Genomic DNA, 20,062 nt, shown 5'->3' with positions numbered 1-20,062 from the left:
CGCAAACTTTTTGTACATTTGCTTTGCTTATTCACGGTTATGTACACAGTAGAAGTTAAAAACAATAAAACGCGCAAACAATTTTTAGATTTTCCGGTAAAATTATATCAAGATGATAAAAATTGGATTCAACCTTTAAATCAGGACATTGAGAAAGTTTTCGATCTAGAAAAGAACAAGCTTTTTAAACGCGGCGGTAAAGCCATTCGCTGGAATTTGTTTAACGCAAACAATGAAATGATTGGAAGAATTGCTGCTTTTGTAAATCCTAAATACGAAGGAAAAGCGGCTGTTGGTGGTATTGGTTTTTTTGAATGTATTAATGATCAAACTGCAGCAAATTATTTGTTTGATCAAGCAAAAGAATGGTTGAAACAGCATAATATGGAAACCATGGACGGACCGATAAATTTTGGTGAACGTGACCAATGGTGGGGCTTGCTGATTGAAGGTTTTTATGAACCTTTGTACAATATGAACTATAATTTCCCGTATTATATTGATTTGTTCGAAAAATATGGTTTTAAAACCTATTTTAATCAGGAATGCTTTTCGGTTGCTATAAATCACCAGTTAACACCTAAATTGCATGAACGTCACGAACATATTGCGCAAGACAAAAATTTCAGAGCCGAATATTTAAACCTTAAAAATTTAGATAAATATGTTGCAGATTTTGTTTCGATCTATAATAAAGCATGGGCAAGCCATGGTGGTGGTAAAGATATTTCGTTATCACAAGGAAAATTGATTTTTAAAACAATGAAACCCGTTATTGACCCAAAAATTGTATGGTTTGTGTACTATAAAGATGAACCTGTTGCTTTTTGGTTGAACTTACCCGATTTAAACCAGTACTTTAAGCACTTGAACGGAAAATTTGATATTTTTCACAAACTTAAATTTATGTGGCACAAAACCTTCAATAAAAGCAAACGTATTATAGGCATTGCTTTTGGAGTGGTTCCTGAATGGCAAGGTAAAGGCGTAGATAATTATATGATGATTGAAGGTCAAAAAATAATGGATAAAGAATTGTCTTACACCGATTATGAAATGCAATGGATTGGCGATTTTAATCCAAAAATGATTAATGTAGCTAAAAGCTTAGGAGCAGATTTAAGCAGGAAATTAAGAACCTACCGATATCATTTCGATACTTCAAAACCAGTAGAATTACATAAGATATTAAAATAAAAAAAGAGGCTTTCGCCTCTTTTCTTATTTTATCTTATTTTTCAAACTCTTTCAACGTTTCTGTAATAATTCTAACACAATCTAATAATTGTTCTTCGTTCATAACCAAGGGTGGTGCAAAACGAATAATGTTACCATGTGTTGGTTTTGCAAGCAATCCTTTATCGCGTAAGCGTAAACAAATATTCCAAGCGGTATCGCTGTCTTCGGTATCGTTAATTAAAATCGCATTTAACAATCCTTTTCCACGTACAAGCGAACAAATGTTCGATGTTTGAATGAAATCATTTAAACGCTCTCTGAACATTGCTCCTAACCTTTCGGCATTTTCAGCCAATTTTTCATCAAGTACAATATCTAAAGCTGCCATTGCAACTGCGGCTGCTAAAGGATTTCCTCCGAAAGTAGATCCATGTTGCCCCGGTTTAATTACATTCATTATTTCATCGTCTGCCAAAACAGCCGAAACCGGATACATTCCACCAGATAATGCTTTACCTAAAATCAATACATCTGGTTTAATGTTCTCGTGATCAACTGCCAACATTCTACCTGTACGTGCAATTCCTGTTTGTACTTCATCTGCAATAAACAACACATTATTTTGCTTACACAATTCAAACGCTGCCGATAAATATCCGCTATCCGGAACAAATACACCAGCTTCGCCCTGAATAGGTTCAACTAAAAATCCTGCAACGTTTTTATTAGCTAAAACACTTTTTAAAGCATTGATATCATTATAAGGAATACGCGCAAATCCTTCGGTATAAGGACCATAGTTTTTACGAGCGTCCTGATCGTTTGAAAAAGAAATAATTGTAGTTGTACGTCCGTGAAAATTATTTTCACAAACAACGATTACCGCTTCTTCTTCCTTAATTTTTTTTACTTCGTAAGCCCATTTTCTGGTTAATTTAATAGCTGTTTCCACAGCTTCTGCACCAGAATTCATTGGTAAAACTTTATCAAAACCAAATAATTTGGTGATTTTTTCTTCGTAAACGCCTAATTTATCATTATAAAATGCACGTGAAGTAAGTGTAAGCTGTTGTGCCTGATTTGTTAAAGCTGCAACCAATTTTGGATGACAATGTCCTTGGTTTACTGCCGAATATGCCGACAAAAAATCATAGTATTTCTTACCTTCAACATCCCAAACATAAACACCTTCTCCTTTTGTTAGTACTACCGGAAGCGGATGGTAATTATGTGCTCCGTATTTTTCTTCTAATGCAATTGCATCGTTACTTGTTAATAAACTACTCATTATTATTAGTTTATAAATTTAAAATAAGCAATTCCTTCTTAACGGAGAGAAATCATCCAAAGGTGCAAGGTACTAAAAATAGAAATTTTATAAAAACATTAAGAGTTAATTTTATAAACAATCTAAATAACAGCTACATTAAAATTTTAGACAAACAATTAGTATTTTTGCAGCATGGCACGAAAAAAAACTGATAAAATCGTATTCGAAAACGTAGAAGTCCTTGATGCAGGCGCAAAAGGCGTATCGGTAGCAAAAGCTCCCGATGGTAAAATAATTTTTATTCCGAATGTTGTTCCGGGTGATGTGGTAGATGTTCAAACTTTTAAAAAGCGTAAGGCTTATTTTGAAGGTAAAGCAGTTGCTTTTCACAAATTATCTGCACAACGCGTAGAACCTGTTTGTGAGCATTTTGGATCTTGTGGTGGCTGCAAATGGCAGAACATGGGTTATGAATTTCAATTGGGATACAAACACCAAGAGGTTGAAAATAATTTAAAGAGAATTGGAAAGATTGATCTTCCTGAATTTGAACCTATTTTAGGATCGAAAGAACAATTTTTCTACCGCAATAAAATGGAATTTTCCTTCTCTAACGCTCGTTGGTTAACTGATGATGAAATTAAATCGGGCGAAGAATTAGGTAAAGAAAATGCACTTGGTTTTCATATTCCTAAAATGTGGGATAAAATTTTAGATATCAAAAAATGTTATCTTCAACAAGATCCTTCTAACGCAATACGCAATGAAATTCGTGATTTTGCGAATGCAAATGGTTTAGAATTTTTCAATCCTCGCGAAACTACTGGTTTCTTGCGTACGTTAATGATTAGAACAGCATCAACAGGCGAAATTATGGTGTTGATTCAGTTTTTTAAAGAAGATAAGCAAAAACGTGAATTGTTGCTTGAGTTCTTAAAGAATCGTTTCCCAGAAATTACATCGCTTCAATATGTAATTAACAGCAAATTGAACGATACTATTTACGATCAAAACGTAATTTGTTACCACGGTCGCGATTATATTTTGGAAGAAATGGAAGGATTGAAATTTAGTATTAATGCAAAATCGTTCTATCAAACCAATTCAGATCAAGCATACGAATTATACAGTATTACTAGAGATTTTGCTGGTTTAACAGGCAACGAACTGGTTTATGATTTATATACAGGTACCGGAACCATTGCGCAGTTTGTATCGAAAAATGCAAAAAAAGTGATTGGTGTTGAAGCTGTTCCTGAAGCAATTGCCGATGCAAAAGTAAATGCCGAACGTAACAATATTACCAATTGCGAGTTCTTTGTGGGCGATATGAAAAACGTTTTTAACGATGCTTTCATTGAAGAACACGGTCAGCCTGATGTAATTATTACCGACCCGCCTCGTGATGGAATGCATAAAGATGTTGTAGCGCAAATTTTAAAAATTGCTCCGGAACGTGTAGTTTATGTAAGCTGTAATTCGGCAACGCAAGCACGCGATTTAGCTTTAATGGACGAAATGTATAAAGTGGTTCGAGTAAGACCTGTTGATATGTTTCCGCAAACGCACCACGTAGAAAATGTGGTTTTGTTAGAAAAAAAATAAAATTTACAAGAGCAGCTTTATCGCTGCTCTTTTTTTACAAAATGATTTTGTACTTTTACGGTCTATTAAAAATGGTATGAGGAAAATTTGGTTTGTAGGCTTGCTTGCATTAAGTTTATCGGCTTGTGAAAAAGACGATATTTGTGACGGTGGTGAATCGGTAACGCCCAATGTGGTTATTGATTTATACGATCGTTTAGAAACCGAAAATTTAAAATCGGCTGTTAAAATAGCAATTATTGCACAAGATTTTAAAGACACATTGTTTTTTTATAACAGGTCTAAAATTGATTTGCCATTACAAATAAATACTACAGAAACCGTTTGGGATTTAGTGTTATACATACCAACAGCAAACAATGATACCCTTTTGAGAAAAGATCAGCTAAAGTTTAATTATACACCCGAAGCTTTATATGTTTCTAAAGCGTGTGGTTATAAAACTATTTTTCACGATTTTAATGCGGTTAAAACATCAAATACTTCAGCTACTTCGTGGATACAAAGTATTTATAAAATTACAAACGAAATTTCAAATACCAACAATGCGCACATTCAGCTTTATTATTAGTTTAATTTTAGGCTGTACAAATGTATTTGCCCAAGATGTACCTCAGAAAATTTATCCCGATGTTTACGTACTTCGCATAGGAACCGATTTGGTAAAAGCATCGCGCAATTTTTGGGATAAAAATTATACAGGTTTTGAAATTAATGCTGATTACCGCTACAACAAAAAATGGTATATAGCTGCTGAAGCCGGTTTTGAAGATCGTTTTAAAGAAGACGATCAGCTTACTTATACAACCAGCGGAATGTTTTTAAAAATTGGTGCCGATAAAAACTTTCATCAAAATTGGTTAGACATGGATAATTTAATTTACGTTGGCGGACGTTATGGCTTAAGTTATCATAACCAAACCCTTCACAGTTATCGAGTGAATACCGGAAATGCGTATTTTGATGAAGAAATGCAGTATCCTAACTTAAAAACTACCGGATTAATGGCACATTGGTTAGAACTTGTGGTGGGAATTAAAGCCGAAGTTGCTAACAATTTGTACATTGGTATGAATGTTCGTTTAAAAGGATTGGTTTATCAAACACAACCAGAAGGTTTTGAAAATCTTTACTACCCAGGTTTCGATCAAAAATACAGCGGAAATATTGGTGTTGGTTTTGGTTACACCGTTAGTTACATGATTCCTTTTAAAAAGAAATTTTAATTTATAAAGCTATCCGTTGTCTATTACATTAAGTATCCTACAAGAATAACAATGTAAACAAAAATGGTAAAGCCTAAATAAATGGAGCCATAAAACTTTTCGTCTGCTTGTTTAAATTGGGTTAATACATAAATTTGTCCTAAAAACATTAAAGCTAAAATAAGTATTAACGGATTGGCATTGCTCATAAGACCTGTTCCTAACTTTTGTGAACTTTTCTTTTCAGCATTAATAGCCTTTACATATTTAATTTCATTATCATTAGTAACACCAATTAAAAATGAATCAAATTGTTTTTCAACAACCGCATAATACTCGTTTTGGGTAACATCAATCCATATACTGTTATCAAATTGTAGTTGGTAAACATCGTATGATGAACTTTTACTTTGAACGCGGTTAACATCCACACGGTTATTGGTTAAATAAATTTCAAACTCATTATAATTCCTTATGCTTTGGTAGCTGTAACACAACATTACAAGACCAAAAAATAATACCGAAGCTTTTTCAATAATTGTTCGTTCCTTGTTAAATTTCACAAAGTAAGATTTTACCCAACGAAAAAAACTGAGTTGTTCTTGTTCTGGATACATCCCGAACTTATTAATGGTTTTTACACTATCTGTAAAGAATAAATCTTTTGCAACACCAAAAATTGAACTGTAATTGGTTTTATTTATAGGAATTAAATCGTGATAGCGTTTAACAAATTGCACCCACATACCTGCAATTAAAGCACAAACAATAATAAAGTAAAAGTGCGGAAAATCGGCATGCATAAAACCAATAAAAGAAAGCAACAGCAAAACGGTTAAAACAATTATTCTATTTACAAATGTTAACCTACTAATGCGCGAATGTGAATGAAAAATACGTTCGCTTCTAAAATGAATTTCTTTTGTTTTTGGATCATTTGATACCATTTGGTGATATGCTTTGCGAGCAGGAATTTCATTAAAATAAGGTAGAACAATTGTACTTGTATAAATTTTGTCATCAAAACCTAAAACTTCCAGCTCAATCTTTAATTCGTTAACAAATTTTGTAACTTGATAATATTGCGATCCTTGCAACAAAACATCACCAAACACATTTATTTTTACAGATTTACAATTACTAACTTGCCAATGCACAGAAATATAATCGTTCAATGAGAAACTTTTACGATCGCAATAAAATACTTCGATATTAGGTTTTAAATTAACTGTTTCAGGTTCTGTTTTTTGTTGGTATTGTGGTTGATGCGTATTTGTTTTAGGTTGATTAGGTTGCTGATACGTTAAAAATTGATGTAACAACATCCGTTTGTTATCATCCATTAAAAAATTATACGCTTCGTTTATTTTTTGAAAGTAAGCACTTGCAAATGGATCACTATTTACATCGGGATGGTATTTTTTAGACATTGTTCTATATGCCTTTTTTATGACCGTTTCGTTAGAAAAGTTAGGAATCTCTAAAACAATATAATAGTTAATCATTAAGTTAAATGTTCTTTTTTGGTTTTTTATTTAAGTGAACAAGATACTACTTATTATAAATTGTTACTGTTTGTATCACTAAAAAAAAGTAATAAATTACAACTACCTATAAAACAAAAAGTTCGGTTTAATTACCGAACTTTTTTATAATATATAAAGAATATTAAATATCTCTATTTGGATCAAAAGCTTCTAAATACTGAGCTACTCTTTGTACAAATTGTCCACCTAAAGATCCGTCTACAACTCTGTGGTCATAAGAATGTGATAAGAACATTTTTTGACGGATTCCAATGAAATCGCCTTCAGGAGTTTCAATAACCGCAGGTACTTTTCTAATAGCACCCAAAGCTAAAATACCTACTTGTGGCTGACTGATGATTGGTGTTCCAAAAACAGAGCCAAAAGTACCAACGTTTGTAACGGTGTAAGTTGCACCTTGTGTATCGTCTGGTTTTAGTTTTCCTTTTCTTGCGCGATCTGCTAAATCGTTCACTGCTTTTGCCATTCCCACCAAATTCAACTGATCTGCATTTTTAATTACCGGAACAATTAAGTTTCCGTTTGGTAATGCAGCAGCCATACCTAAATTAATATTTTTACGTTTGATAATGTAATCACCATCAACCGAAATATTCATCATTGGAAGATCTTTCAACGCTTTTGCAACAGCTTCCATAAAGATTGGTGTAAAAGTAAGCTTCTCGCCTTCTCTCTTTTCAAAAACAGATTTATTTTTATTTCTCCAGTTTACGATATTCGTAACATCAACTTCAATAAACGATTGTACGTGAGCCGAAGTTTGAATAGATTGAACCATGTGGTGCGCAATCATTTTACGCATACGATCCATTTCTACAATTTCGTCTTGACCGTTAACAGAAACTGGTGCTGCTTTACTTGCAACTGGTTGAACTATTTTTGCCGGAGCTGATGTTTGTTGAACAGGTGCTGCAGCTGGTTGCGAACCTCTGTTTTTAACGTAATCTAATATATCTGTTTTGGTAATTCTACCGTCTTTTCCTGTGCCGTTTAATTTTTCTAATTCATCAATAGAAATGCCTTCTTCTTTAGCAATGTTTTTAACTAAAGGAGAGAAAAACTTTTCCGATGCATTAAAATCTGCAACTTCAACCGTTTCTTTGGCAGCTGTTACTGTATTTTCAACTTTTGCAACTGATGCTTCTTGTGGTGCAGATGCAGTTGTTGGTTGCGCAGCATCACCGCCTTCAGTTTCAATTATAGCAATGGTTTGTCCTACTTGAACAACATCATCTTTCTGAAATAAAATTTCAATTATTTTACCACTAACTTCCGTAGGTACTTCACTATCAACTTTATCGGTAGCTACTTCAACAATAGTTTCGTCTTGTTCAACAGTATCTCCAACATTTTTTACCCAATTTGTAATGGTTGCTTCTGCAACGCTTTCGCCCATTTTAGGTAATTTTAATTCAAACTTTGCCATATTTTTAGTAAAGAGTTGTATTTAGATTAAAGTATTACAAAAATAATAATTTTTAAGTGTATTTTCCTATTTATTAAAAATTTTTACTGTTTAAATAGATAAAATTTCTCCTCTATCGTTTTTATCGTTGCTTCCAATAAAAAAATTTGATTTTAAAGCTTGAATTTTAAACGATTTATTCGTGTTTTTGTTTTCGCTGATATAATGGATGTAATTTTTATAACTAACTGATTCGCTATCAATTAAAACCTCGATATTTTTATCGGGTTGATTAATTTCTTCTATATCTTCTAAAAAGTAAACCCAATCTATCGGTTTATTAACGCTTGTGCTCACTTTTTGGTAAAGTTCTGCATTGTTAGTTACCAATATGTAATGGTCTATTACGTTTTGCGAATTGCTTGTTTCGGTGGTTTTTTTAAAGGCAAAAACGGCAATACCAATATTCATAATGCTGTTAAACCACCACGACGTTTTAAAATGTTTTTGATAAAAAAACTGCATGGCTTCTTTAAAGCGCATCATGTATTTTCCGTCTTTCAACGTACTTTCGCCTTTAAAATGAATCGCCGTAGTTTTTGGAACGTAATAATTCTGCAAACCTGTTTTTGATACCATGTAACTTAAATCAATATCATCGGCATACATAAAACATCCTTCATCAAAACCACCAAGCTTTAAATATAAATCACGTTTCATAAACATAAAAGCTCCCACCAAAATATCTACTTTTCCTGTTTCGTTTTCAGAAATATGTTGCGCATAGTATTTATTAAACCATTTTGTTTTTGGAAAGATTTTATATAACGATGCTACTTTTGTAAAAGCAACCCAAGGCGTAGGTACTCCACGTTTACTTTCGGGAAGAAATTTGCCCGATCCATCGATCAATCTGCAACCTAAAATCCCAGGATTTTTCAGTACTTGATATTCCTTCAAATAAATTTCAAAAGTATCTTCTGCCACAATGGTATCCGGATTTAAAATACAAATGAATTCGCCTTTAGCCACATGAACGCCAATATTATTTCCTTTGGGAAAACCTGAATTTTCTGTTTGATACAAATAAGTAATATCAGGAAAAATGTTTTGCATTACCTCTTTAGATCCATCGGTAGAAGCATTATCAACCACAATAATTTCGGCATCTAGATTTACTATTGCCTTTTGAACACTTTTTACACAAATTTCTAAAAAGTGTTTTACGTTATAATTTAAAATTATGACTGATAACTGCATGCTTTAACTTTTTACATAAGGTAATTGTGCTTTAACAAAGTCTGTTACCAAATAAGTTAACAATTTACCCAACATATTAGCAGGCGATGTGCCTAAACTTGCAGATCCTTCACACAAATGCAGATAACTTGCGTGTGCATTATTAGCCGTTAAATTCACAAACTGACGAGTTTCTGTAACTGTAAAACCACTTGATGACATGGCGCTGCTTGAAATATTTTCAACTGCATCAACATCAATTTCAATACCGTAAGGTTTGTTTTTTATGAGTTTATTTATATTGTTGATACTTGTAAAAAAGTCTTTTTCAAAACGCACCTTAATATCTTCAAAAGTAAATAAATGCAACTTATCTGTATTATTTTTAAACTGATGAATCATGTGCTTGTTTAAATAGTTTTCATGTGCACCAAACACGCAATAAGTATCTAAAAAACCTTCATTAAAAGCATACGAAAACCCGTTGCCACTGTGACGACCTTCTAATAAACGAAAATCGGTGTGGGCATCAAAATTTACTACATTTATGCTTGATCCCGTTGCTAAAGCCAAACCTTTAATGTTTCCGTAGGCATTATTGTGTCCGCCGCCAATTACAATTGCTTTTTTTCCGGCTCTATGAATCAACGTATTTAAGTAGGTAACATCTTTATCAATTTCAGCAACAATTTCGTACAAACGTTCTAAATCTGCTGGTTTATTTGTATCTAAATTAGTTATTTCTGTGTTGTAAGCATCATAATTTAAACAACCAATAACCGCTACTTTTGATCCTTTAAGGTATTTGTTGTTTTGAATATTTAAAAACGATGCTAAAAAAATATCCCAACTGTGTGTAGCTCCTACCCGACCATGATTTGCTTTGATTCCGGCAAATTCTTTTATACCAAAAATTATAAACGATGCTTTAGTTTCATTTATAAAATCTGCTAAGCTAATTGTTTCATTAGCAGGATATTTAATTTTTTCACCAAATTTGGTCTCTTCATTTCTTAAAATTAAATGTTGAGATAAGATTGTGGTGTTAAAGTATTCAAAATTTTCCATTTGTTGCGTATGATAATCTTAGTAAAACCAACAGTTTTGAGAATAATTAGTAATTTTTTAAAATTTAACATGTTGTATCTTATTAAAAATTAGCGAATTATTACTAACTTTGTAATAGGTAAATATAAATCGATATTAAATCGATTATATAAAAATCTTTTTCATAACTATTTTTTTTCACAGCGTCAATTCACAATTGACGCTGTGTTTTTTACTGTTTAATTCCGTGTAAATATACTGTTTCAATTAAATTACTTCCAAAATTATAAGGAATTGCATAGATAGAATGCAGTGGTTTTGTAATAAAAAATGATGCTTTTTTACCTTTGGTAATACTTCCGTATTCGTTTTGAACTTCTAAAGCATAGGCAGCATTTAAAGTTGCGGCATTAAACGCTTCTTCTGGTGTTAATTTTATTTTTATGCACGAAGTAGCTACTACAAAATTCATATTGCCGCTTGGTGTGGTACCCGGGTTATAATCTGATGCTATTACCAATGGTAAGTTAGCGTCTAACAATTTACGTGCGGGTGTATAGGGAATCGATATAAAGTACGAACACGTTGGCAATGCTACCGGAATGGTTTTTCCTTTTTTCAAAGCTTCAATATCTTCGTCTGTTACAATTTCTAAATGATCTACCGTTAGCACGTTTTCTTCCACACACATTTCAATTCCGTTAATAGCGGTAAATTGATTAAGGTGTATTTTAGATTTTAAGCCGTTATTTGTGGCTGCTTTAATTATTTTTCGAGTTTCATCAACGGTAAAATATCCGGTTTCCAAGAAAGCATCTACATAATCTGCCAAGCCCGATTTTGCAATTTCAGGAATCATTACATTACAAATTTCATCTACAAAAGCAGTCTGATTGTCTTTAAATTCTGGTGGAACAGCATGTGCACCCAAAAAAGTGGCTTTTATTTTTACAGGATAATTTTCTTGCAATTTCTTTATAACACGCAACATTTTTAATTCGGCTTCCAAGCTTAAACCGTAACCCGATTTAATTTCGATAACTCCGGTTCCTAAAGCAATTAATTCTTCTAAACGGTTTGCTGCATCTTTATATAATTCGTTTTCTGAAGTTTTTCGCAGTTTTTCTACCGAATTTAAAATTCCGCCACCACGTTTGTAAATTTCATCATAACTTAAACCATTAATTCTATCAACAAATTCTTGTTCGCGGTTGCAAGCATAAACAATATGCGTATGACTGTCAATATAACTTGGCATAATCATTTTGTCCGAAACATCAACCGATTCATCAAAGTCTGTCGGTGCATTTTCCATTGATCCATAATCTGCAATGAGATCATTTTCAACCACTAAAAAAGCATTTTTAATAGATGGAAGTTCTTTCATTTCACTTCCTTTTAAAATGGAAGTATTGTTTTCGCGAACCTGAAAAAGTTCTTTTATATTGTAAAATAGGATTTTCATTGTTGATGGTTAATTTTGATGCTAATTTAGGAAATCGAATTAGAATTATTAACAAAAATGATTTTTCTTATTTCTAAAATTCTCCTATAGTTTCAGATTTTATCAATTCCCAACCGTTATCAATATTACTAAATACAGATATTTTTGTTACTCCGCAACCGCCACAATATTCGGCACTTTCTATTAAACACGATTGATTGTTATCGAAATATATAGGCATTCCAAAATAATACACATAATGATACAGATTTTGATCTAATTTTTTAATAGACTCTATATCATTTTGTTCGTTGAAATATCGTCTTTTTTCTAATTTTTTTATCTTTATTGATTGTAAGTAGTTAAAAATTTCTTCTTGTTTTAACCGTATAAAAGTAAAAGAATCAATTCGAGAAAAATGAATGGTATCTAAAGTAATTCGTTTGTTTTTTCTAATGATTTCTCTGATGTTCTTTTTAGATAAATTTAATGGATTATATTTAAGGATACTTGCTAAATCATAATTATATCTTTCTATAACATAAGGGATTTCTCTATTTTGATTGTGATTAGAAATAGTGTTTACAAACATTTTTTGCTCTTCAATTGATTGAGCAAACAAAATATTTGTAAAAAATAAAATTAAACTTGTGAAGAAGTTTCTCATAAGCACTATTTTTTAGATGTAATATATAAAAAAATCCGTTTCTTTTGAAAACGGATTTGTATGTTGATTTATCTTACTAAATGCTTGTAAGATTATTAGTACTTTGAAAAAGTTTATTGTAAGCATTCATTTCTGCCCTTGCTAAACCGTTCGTAAATTCATTATGTAACAACAAGCCGTATTTCTCTTTATAATCCTGTAGTTTTAGATTAATTTCATTATTTTTCGACTCATTTAAGCGAGTATATTTTTTAAGATTTATAAATAAATCAACAGCTTCTTTAACAGAAGAAAATTTTGTTTTATTTAGATTCTGCTCTGCCCACTTTTCAAATTCAAAATCACTTAAACTACACGTTTCTCTACTATTTTCAACAGAATTAATTTTTTCAGTAAAACTATTCGTATAATATATTTCGTACAAACTATCTTCTGACAATCTGAATTTTATTACTTCATCAAGAAAATCTGTATATACATCATCATTCATTGCAGCCTCTGCTTGTTCCAAAAACTTAATTTCTTCTGATGTTTGCGAATAACTATTTATTGTTAGTAATAAACAACCTAACACAAGTATTTTCATCATAATAGTTTGTTTTAAGAGTTAATTATATCAAATATAATTAAATCTTTTATATAAAAAAATCCGTTTCTTTTGAAAACGGATTGATGTATTAAAAGTTCGGACTTAAATTGTATTTTTTATAGAAGTTATCGATAATTGTAACAACTTCGTCTGATGTATCTACAATTTTTATCAGGTTCATATCTTCTGGTGATGCGTTGAAATATTTTTCTAACATTACCGTTTTTACCCAATCAATCAAGCCTGACCAAAATTCTGATCCGACTAAAATAATAGGAAATTTACCGATTTTCTTAGTTTGAATTAAGGTAATTGCTTCAAACAACTCATCTAAAGTTCCAAAACCGCCCGGCATAACCACAAAACCTTGCGAATATTTTACGAACATTACTTTACGAACGAAAAAATAATCGAACTGTAGGTTTTTATCGTGATCAATATACGGATTGAAATGTTGTTCAAATGGCAGATCTATGTTTAATCCAACCGATGCGCCACCGCCCAAATGTGCTCCTTTATTAGCAGCTTCCATAATTCCGGGACCACCGCCAGAAATTACTCCGTAACCTGCTTTACTTATTTTAAAAGCGATTTCTTCTGCCAGTTTGTAATACTGATTGTCGTTTTTTGTACGTGCCGAACCAAAAATAGATACACACGGACCAATACGACCCATTTTTTCGTATCCGTTTACAAATTCAGACATAATTTTAAATATTGCCCAAGAATCATTGGTTTTAATCTCGTTCCAAGATTTTTGTGTCAATTTATCTTGAATTCTGATATCGTCTTCTGATAAATTTTCTTCCATATTTTTTTGTTTAATTGTTGATGTGTTTTAGGTTTAATTGTTTTAAAAACCTGAAACTATTATATTTTCTAAATTAATTCTTTCTTTAAAAAGCGTGCTGTATGACTTTTTTTACTTTTAGATACTTTTTCTGGTGTACCAAACGCTACTACTTCACCCCCATTTTTTCCCCCTTCCGGACCAATATCTATAATGTAATCTGCCATTTTAATAACATCTAAATTGTGTTCAATTACTAAAACCGTGTTACCTTTATCTACTAATCTTTGTAAAACTTCCATTAACACCCTTATGTCTTCAAAATGCAAACCAGTAGTAGGTTCGTCTAATATATAAAACGTATTTCCAGTATCTTTTTTAGACAATTCTGTTGCTAGTTTAATACGCTGTGCTTCGCCACCTGATAATGTAGTACTTTGCTGACCCAACGTAATGTAACCCAAACCAACGTCTTGAATGGTCTTTAATTTACGATAAATTTTAGGAATATTTTCAAAAAACGGTACACTTTCATCAATGGTCATGTTTAAAATATCAGCAATAGATTTTCCTTTATAACGAATTTCCAAAGTTTCGCGATTAAAACGTTTGCCTTGACAGGTTTCACATTCTACATAAACATCAGGTAAAAAGCCCATTTCTATGGTACGTAAACCCGATCCTTCACAGGTTTCACAACGACCGCCTTTCACATTAAAGCTAAAACGACCGGGTTTATAACCACGAATGCTAGCTTCGGGAGTTTTTGTAAACAACGTTCTAATTTCAGAAAAAACTTCGGTATAGGTTGCCGGATTAGAACGAGGTGTTCTACCAATCGGGCTTTGATCGATACCTATAACCTTGTCAATATTTTCTAATCCTTCAATTTTATCAAAAGCCTGTGGAACTTTAATCGCATTGAAAAAATGTTCGTTTAGTATCGGATACAGCGTTTCATTGATTAATGTTGATTTACCCGAACCTGAAACTCCAGAAACACAAATTAAGGTTCCTAAAGGAAACTCAACCGTTACATTTTTAAGATTATTGCCTTTTGCACCAAAAAGTTTCAATGTTTTACCGTTTCCTATTCTGCGTTCTTCGGGTAAAGGAATACTTAATTTGCCGTTTAAAAATTGCGCGGTAATGGTATTTTCTTTTAACAATTCTGCCGGTGTGCCTGCACTGATAATCTGTCCGCCGTTTAAACCGGCTTTCGGACCAATATCAATTACATAATCGGCTTCTTCTATCATGTCTTTGTCGTGTTCTACCACTAAAATCGAATTTCCTACATCGCGCAATTGTTTTAACGAAGTAATCAGTTTTTCGTTATCACGCTGATGCAAACCAATACTCGGTTCATCTAAAATATACAAAACGCCGACTAATTGCGAACCAATTTGTGTTGCCAAACGAATACGCTGTGCTTCACCACCCGAAAGCGTTTTAGAAGATCGGTTTAAAGTAAGATAATTCAAACCTACATCTAACAAAAAAGATAATCGGCTTGATATTTCTTTGACAACTTCGCCTGCAATAACTTGTTGTTTAGAACTTAAATTTTCGTGCAATCCGCCAAACCAATCAGATAATTGATCTAAATCCATGGTTGCCAAATCGGCAATATTTCTTTCGCCTACTTTAAAATAAAGCGATTCTTTACGTAATCGAGATCCGTGGCATTCAGTACAAACAATCTCATCCATAAAATCGCCAGCCCAACGTTTAATAGCAGCTGTTGGCGCATCGTTAAACTGATTTTTTATAAAGTTTGATATTCCTTCAAAATCAATTTTATAATCTTTGGTAATACCTAAAATTTTCGATGCAACCGAAAAACTTTCCTTGCCGCCATTTAAAATAATATCCAACGCTTCCGCAGGAATATCCTTTATAGGGTCGGTCAATTTAAATTCGTAACGCTGTGCAATAATTTCCAACTGCTTAAAAATCCAAGTGCTTTTTTGCTCGCCAATAGGCTCTATTCCACCTGCTTTTATAGACAGTTCGTTATTTGGAATAATTTTTTTAAGGTTGATTTCATTGATTGTTCCCAAACCATTACAAACCGGACACGCGCCTTTTGGCGAATTGAACGAAAAGCTGTTTGGCTCTGGAATTGGATATGAAATTCCCGAAGTTGGACACATTAAATGTCTGCTGAAAAAACGTGGTGTTTCACTTTCATGAGGAAGAACAACCATGATGTCTTCACCGTGATACATTGCCGTTTTTATACTTTCTGCCAGTCGTTTCTGCGTATCTTCAGTATCATCAACAGCCAAACGATCAATCACAATTTCAATATCGTGTGTTTTGTAACGATCTAATCGCATTCCTGGAACAATATCGCGAATTTCACCATCGACACGAACTTTTACAAACCCTTGTTTTGCTATTTGATCGAACAATTCACGATAATGACCTTTACGAGAACGTATTACAGGTGAAAGGATATTGATTCGCTGTCCGGAATAATTTTCGATAATTAGCTGCTGAATTTGCTCATCGGAATAACTGACCATTTTTTCACCCGTTTCGTAGGAATAAGCATCGGAAGCGCGAGCAAAAAGTAAACGAATGAAATCGTAAATTTCGGTAATGGTTCCAACGGTTGAACGCGGATTTTTGTTTACCGTTTTCTGTTCGATGGCAATAACCGGCGAAAGTCCGTCGATTTTATCAACATCGGGACGCTCCAATCCACCAAGAAACTGACGCGCATACGAAGCAAATGTTTCAATATAACGGCGCTGCCCTTCGGCATAAATGGTATCAAAGGCTAAAGAGGATTTTCCGGATCCCGACAAGCCCGTAATAACCACCAGTTTTTCGCGGGGAATGGTAACATCTATATTTTTTAAGTTATGAACGCGTGCGCCCAAAACCTGTATATTATCATCGGAGTTTTGCATAGAAAAATTCAAAGTGCAAATATACAAATTGCTTTGTTCTTAAGATATTAAAGCTTTGGTAAAAAGTTTTTATTTCTACTACAGATATACAGATTTTGATTTATTTTAAAAAATAATGCTCTAAAAATAAAGGAATACAAAGTGAAGAAATGACATATAAGAAATTAAAGATTCCGTCTTTCATTAAAGATAAATCCATACTCCAAAAAGTATCTTTAGGTTCTCTTTTATAAATCGAAACAAAAATTTTATAAAAAATTCTATAAATAATAAATTGAAAAATGGGTAATATCAGAATATCTCCACCTTTCACACTATCATAATATAGAAACAAACCTAATATACCTAATATCAAGCAGTAAATTATAAAATAAGTAGTAAATTTCTTATGAACCAAAAGTTCTCTTTTGAATAAAAAAATGAAAAATATTGATAATCCAAAAAATATTAAAATAACTAATGGCACATTCATAAACTATTCAATCCTTAAATTCTTTAAATTTTCCCGATATACTTCTAAAATTTTCACTTTGGTAACATAGCCAATTAATTTGTCTTGCTGCGTAACCAATATTTCAGACAGATGGTTTTCGTCAATCAGTTGAAGTGCATTTCCTGTATTTTCTGAAAGCGATACCGAAAAAGCGGGCTTCATTTCGGTTTCTATAAATGTGGAACTTAATTTGTAATTATTGAACAATATAGATCGAACATCGTTCAAATAAATAATTCCCAATACATTTCGTTCTTCATTAATTATAGGAATAAATGTTTGACTGCTAGTTAAAAACAGATTTTTAACATCGTACATAGAGTTCTCTGTTGTTAAAACTTCGGCATCGTTACTGTATATGTTATGCAGTTCAATTTTATTCAGAATATTTTTGTCTTTGTCTGATGTAAACACCAATCCCTTATCAGCAATTGTAAAAATATCCATTGAATATTTGTCGTAATGTTTTGAAATAGCAAAGCTTATAGACGATACAATTAACAATGGAACCATTAAACCGTAACCACCCGTAATTTCGGCAATTAAGAAAATAGCTGTTAAAGGCGCATGAAACAAACCACTTAAAACACCTGCCATGCCTACGACTGTAAAATTGGTAATAGGCAATTCTTTAAAGCCGATTAATTCAAAAAACTTAGCAAAACTATAACCTAAATAAGATCCCACAAATAAAGACGGCGCAAAATTACCCCCGTTTCCACCTGAACCTAATGTTAAACCGGTTGCAATACTTTTTACAAACAATGTTAAAATTACAAAGGTAAAAACTACCCATTTATTTTCATTGAATTTTTCTATGAGCGAGTTATCTAAGATTCCCGCAGCTTTATCATGTGCTAAAACTTTAATACTTTCATAACCTTCACCAAAAAGCGTTGGAAAAAGGAAGATTAAAATAGCGAGCAAGCCAGCGCCTATCAATGCTTTTTTATAAGGTTTGTAAGGCATTTTTGCTGTAAATGTTTCTATTCTACGAAACATACGTGCATGATACAATGAAAACAAACCTGCGATAATTCCTAATACAACGTAATAAAAGGTATTAGAATAATCAAAAACAAACTGTTCTTTAAAATTAAGTAAAATACTTTCTTTTAAAACCACTGCCGAAACTATAGCACCAGTTGCAGACGAAATCATTAGCGGAATAAACGCAGTTACGCTCATATCGGCAATAATAACTTCAATAGCAAAAAGCACTCCGGCAATTGGTGCGTTAAACGCAGCTGCAATACCCGATGCAACGCCGCAAGCCAATAACAAGGTTCTATCTTTATAATTAAAACGGAAATTTTGTGCAAAGTTTGATCCAAATGCGGCACCTGTAATGGTAATAGGAGATTCCAGTCCGGCAGATCCACCCATACCTACCGTTAACGAACTGGTTATAATTTGCGCATACATTTGTTTACGTGGTATATAGCCCGATCTTTTAGCAACAGCAATCATAATTTGGCTTGTGCCTTTTTCTATAGATCCGTCTAAAAACTTTCTAACCACTAACACCGTAAGTAAAATACCAACAACAGGCAAAATACTATTAAAATATGGCAGTTTGTAAAGAGCATCTAAATAAGTGACAAATTGATAAACCCAATGGGCAAAAGATTTTAAAAGAATAACCGCCAATGCAGATGAAATACCCACCAGAACACATGAAATATATAAAAACTGACGATCGGAAATTATTGTTTTAAGCAAATACAATATTCCTTCAAGGTATCGAAACGTTTTTTTTATTCGGTTTTTTTTGTTTTGGGGTGCATCCATACTGCAAAAGTAGCTTACTTAAAATTAAAACCCAATCATTTTTTAAACTCTTGTTCTAATCGCACTTTTTCAGCGTTTGCATGAATCATTAAATCTTTAAAGAACAAATGAAATTCTCTTTGAAAATCATCGTAATGTTGGTACAAATCTTCTACCGCTTCATTCATATTTGATTTCATTGCGAAACGATTATCCATTTGTTTTAAAATTTGTTGTAAATCTGTTAAGTTAGCGTAGCGTTGCAGCCAATTCTGTTTTGTTAAGTAAGGTAATAGATTACGCGTTTTTTGATTTAATTCTGAATAATGCTTTTCTAAGTTTTGATAAAATTTTTGTGTAAAAACCTCTAAATCTTCATGATGATATAGTTTCCATTCTTTTGCCAGAAAATGATCGTAAAACATATCAATAATAATTCCCGAAAAATGATTGAACTTTGGTACTAACCTATATTTTGATTTCCTAAAAATTGAATGAAAATCGGTAAAGCTATCAATAGATCTATGCAACAAAACACCTATCTGAATGTCGGTATGATAATTTTTATAATCTTTACCACGGATTCCATCGCCCATAAAATTGCCAATCTGTATGCGCTCGTTGTTTCCCGATAAATATATATGTGCTAGAAAATTCATAGTTAAGTTGATAGTTTAAAAGTCTTATAGTCAAAAGTAACTAAGATTGAGGACAATGTCTAAGAAATTATATTGATTTTTTTAGTTATTAATAGTTCTTTTTTAGTTCTTTTTTAGTTCTTTTTTAGTTCTTTTTTAGTTCTTTTTTAGTTCTTTTTTAGTTCTTTTTTAGTTCTTTTTTAGTTCTTTTTTAGTTCTTTTTTAGTTCTTTTTTAGTTCTTTTTTAGTTCTT

16 protein-coding genes are annotated in these 20,062 nt (G+C 32.4%); 4 read left to right on the top strand and 12 right to left on the bottom strand.

Annotation, left to right across the window (positions count from 1 at the left end; translation table 11 throughout):
- Nucleotides 1-39: 39 nt before the first annotated feature.
- Nucleotides 40-1,197: a hypothetical protein gene (locus EG242_RS00205; protein ID WP_124897918.1), complete on the top strand. Its 1,158-nt coding sequence runs from the start codon at nucleotides 40-42 to the stop codon at nucleotides 1,195-1,197.
- 34 nt (nucleotides 1,198-1,231) lie between these two features.
- Here the strand turns inward: EG242_RS00205 and rocD are convergent, their stop codons facing one another.
- Nucleotides 1,232-2,467 (bottom strand): ornithine--oxo-acid transaminase, encoded by a 1,236-nt coding sequence (rocD, locus tag EG242_RS00200; protein ID WP_124897917.1) that lies wholly within the window; start codon nucleotides 2,465-2,467, stop codon nucleotides 1,232-1,234.
- 174 nt (nucleotides 2,468-2,641) lie between these two features.
- On the opposite strand from rocD, the gene rlmD reads away from it, so the two are divergent.
- The 3 genes from rlmD (at nucleotide 2,642) to EG242_RS00185 (ending at nucleotide 5,280) form a co-directional block, all read left to right on the top strand.
- Nucleotides 2,642-4,054, top strand: a complete 1,413-nt coding sequence (gene rlmD / locus EG242_RS00195; RefSeq protein WP_124897916.1) for a 23S rRNA (uracil(1939)-C(5))-methyltransferase RlmD — start codon at nucleotides 2,642-2,644, stop codon at nucleotides 4,052-4,054.
- A gap of 76 nt (nucleotides 4,055-4,130) precedes the next feature.
- Nucleotides 4,131-4,625, top strand: coding sequence for a DUF6452 family protein (locus EG242_RS00190; protein WP_124897915.1), 495 nt, complete (start codon nucleotides 4,131-4,133; stop codon nucleotides 4,623-4,625).
- Nucleotides 4,600-5,280, top strand: a complete 681-nt coding sequence (locus EG242_RS00185; protein ID WP_124897914.1) for a DUF6048 family protein — start codon at nucleotides 4,600-4,602, stop codon at nucleotides 5,278-5,280. The genes EG242_RS00190 and EG242_RS00185 overlap by 26 nt, the downstream gene beginning before the upstream one ends.
- A 23-nt stretch (nucleotides 5,281-5,303) precedes the next feature.
- Here the strand turns inward: EG242_RS00185 and EG242_RS00180 are convergent, their stop codons facing one another.
- From EG242_RS00180 to EG242_RS00130, 11 genes are all read right to left on the bottom strand, one after another.
- Nucleotides 5,304-6,764 (bottom strand): J domain-containing protein, encoded by a 1,461-nt coding sequence (locus EG242_RS00180; RefSeq protein WP_124897913.1) that lies wholly within the window; start codon nucleotides 6,762-6,764, stop codon nucleotides 5,304-5,306.
- Nucleotides 6,765-6,927: 163 nt separating this feature from the next.
- The gene (locus EG242_RS00175; RefSeq protein ID WP_124897912.1) at nucleotides 6,928-8,232 is read right to left on the bottom strand and encodes a dihydrolipoamide acetyltransferase family protein; all 1,305 of its coding nucleotides are present in this window, start codon (nucleotides 8,230-8,232) and stop codon (nucleotides 6,928-6,930) included.
- A gap of 90 nt (nucleotides 8,233-8,322) precedes the next feature.
- Complete coding sequence (locus EG242_RS00170) at nucleotides 8,323-9,471, bottom strand: glycosyltransferase family 2 protein (RefSeq protein WP_124897911.1); 1,149 nt, start codon at nucleotides 9,469-9,471, stop codon at nucleotides 8,323-8,325.
- Between the two features lie 3 nt (nucleotides 9,472-9,474).
- A complete protein-coding gene (locus EG242_RS00165; RefSeq protein ID WP_124897910.1) occupies nucleotides 9,475-10,518 on the bottom strand; it encodes an arginase family protein in 1,044 nt (347 codons plus the stop codon).
- A gap of 211 nt (nucleotides 10,519-10,729) precedes the next feature.
- Nucleotides 10,730-11,962 carry an imidazolonepropionase gene (gene hutI / locus EG242_RS00160; protein ID WP_124897909.1) on the bottom strand — a complete coding sequence of 411 codons (1,233 nt, stop codon included), beginning with the start codon at nucleotides 11,960-11,962 and terminating at the stop codon, nucleotides 10,730-10,732.
- 73 nt (nucleotides 11,963-12,035) lie between these two features.
- Nucleotides 12,036-12,608, bottom strand: a complete 573-nt coding sequence (locus tag EG242_RS00155; RefSeq protein WP_124897908.1) for a hypothetical protein — start codon at nucleotides 12,606-12,608, stop codon at nucleotides 12,036-12,038.
- 76 nt (nucleotides 12,609-12,684) lie between these two features.
- Nucleotides 12,685-13,197, bottom strand: coding sequence for a hypothetical protein (locus EG242_RS00150; RefSeq protein ID WP_124897907.1), 513 nt, complete (start codon nucleotides 13,195-13,197; stop codon nucleotides 12,685-12,687).
- Nucleotides 13,198-13,285: 88 nt separating this feature from the next.
- On the bottom strand, nucleotides 13,286-14,008 hold the full coding sequence (locus EG242_RS00145; RefSeq protein ID WP_124897906.1) for an LOG family protein: 723 nt from the start codon (nucleotides 14,006-14,008) through the stop codon (nucleotides 13,286-13,288).
- 68 nt (nucleotides 14,009-14,076) lie between these two features.
- Complete coding sequence (uvrA, locus tag EG242_RS00140; RefSeq protein WP_124897905.1) at nucleotides 14,077-16,908, bottom strand: excinuclease ABC subunit UvrA; 2,832 nt, start codon at nucleotides 16,906-16,908, stop codon at nucleotides 14,077-14,079.
- A gap of 475 nt (nucleotides 16,909-17,383) precedes the next feature.
- Entirely contained in the window at nucleotides 17,384-19,192 is a 1,809-nt protein-coding gene (locus EG242_RS00135) for a chloride channel protein (RefSeq protein ID WP_124897904.1), read from the bottom strand.
- 35 nt (nucleotides 19,193-19,227) lie between these two features.
- Nucleotides 19,228-19,830 carry an acyl carrier protein phosphodiesterase gene (locus tag EG242_RS00130; RefSeq protein ID WP_124897903.1) on the bottom strand — a complete coding sequence of 201 codons (603 nt, stop codon included), beginning with the start codon at nucleotides 19,828-19,830 and terminating at the stop codon, nucleotides 19,228-19,230.
- Nucleotides 19,831-20,062 lie beyond the last annotated feature (232 nt).

The organism is Paenimyroides viscosum (assembly GCF_003858535.1).
Lineage (GTDB): Bacteria > Bacteroidota > Bacteroidia > Flavobacteriales > Flavobacteriaceae > Flavobacterium > Flavobacterium viscosum.
This window is presented reverse-complemented; position numbering and strand designations above follow the sequence as displayed.

What these genes read in the sequence shown, in the direction of transcription:
- EG242_RS00205 (WP_124897918.1), top strand. Translation starts at nt 40, where the DNA reads ATGTACACAGTAGAAGTTAAAAACAATAAAACGCGCAAACAATTTTTA.
- rocD (WP_124897917.1), bottom strand. Translation starts at nt 2,467, where the DNA reads ATGAGTAGTTTATTAACAAGTAACGATGCAATTGCATTAGAAGAAAAA.
- rlmD (WP_124897916.1), top strand. Translation starts at nt 2,642, where the DNA reads ATGGCACGAAAAAAAACTGATAAAATCGTATTCGAAAACGTAGAAGTC.
- EG242_RS00190 (WP_124897915.1), top strand. Translation starts at nt 4,131, where the DNA reads ATGAGGAAAATTTGGTTTGTAGGCTTGCTTGCATTAAGTTTATCGGCT.
- EG242_RS00185 (WP_124897914.1), top strand. Translation starts at nt 4,600, where the DNA reads ATGCGCACATTCAGCTTTATTATTAGTTTAATTTTAGGCTGTACAAAT.
- EG242_RS00180 (WP_124897913.1), bottom strand. Translation starts at nt 6,764, where the DNA reads ATGATTAACTATTATATTGTTTTAGAGATTCCTAACTTTTCTAACGAA.
- EG242_RS00175 (WP_124897912.1), bottom strand. Translation starts at nt 8,232, where the DNA reads ATGGCAAAGTTTGAATTAAAATTACCTAAAATGGGCGAAAGCGTTGCA.
- EG242_RS00170 (WP_124897911.1), bottom strand. Translation starts at nt 9,471, where the DNA reads ATGCAGTTATCAGTCATAATTTTAAATTATAACGTAAAACACTTTTTA.
- EG242_RS00165 (WP_124897910.1), bottom strand. Translation starts at nt 10,518, where the DNA reads ATGGAAAATTTTGAATACTTTAACACCACAATCTTATCTCAACATTTA.
- hutI (WP_124897909.1), bottom strand. Translation starts at nt 11,962, where the DNA reads ATGAAAATCCTATTTTACAATATAAAAGAACTTTTTCAGGTTCGCGAA.
- EG242_RS00155 (WP_124897908.1), bottom strand. Translation starts at nt 12,608, where the DNA reads ATGAGAAACTTCTTCACAAGTTTAATTTTATTTTTTACAAATATTTTG.
- EG242_RS00150 (WP_124897907.1), bottom strand. Translation starts at nt 13,197, where the DNA reads ATGATGAAAATACTTGTGTTAGGTTGTTTATTACTAACAATAAATAGT.
- EG242_RS00145 (WP_124897906.1), bottom strand. Translation starts at nt 14,008, where the DNA reads ATGGAAGAAAATTTATCAGAAGACGATATCAGAATTCAAGATAAATTG.
- uvrA (WP_124897905.1), bottom strand. Translation starts at nt 16,908, where the DNA reads ATGCAAAACTCCGATGATAATATACAGGTTTTGGGCGCACGCGTTCAT.
- EG242_RS00135 (WP_124897904.1), bottom strand. Translation starts at nt 19,192, where the DNA reads ATGGATGCACCCCAAAACAAAAAAAACCGAATAAAAAAAACGTTTCGA.
- EG242_RS00130 (WP_124897903.1), bottom strand. Translation starts at nt 19,830, where the DNA reads ATGAATTTTCTAGCACATATATATTTATCGGGAAACAACGAGCGCATA.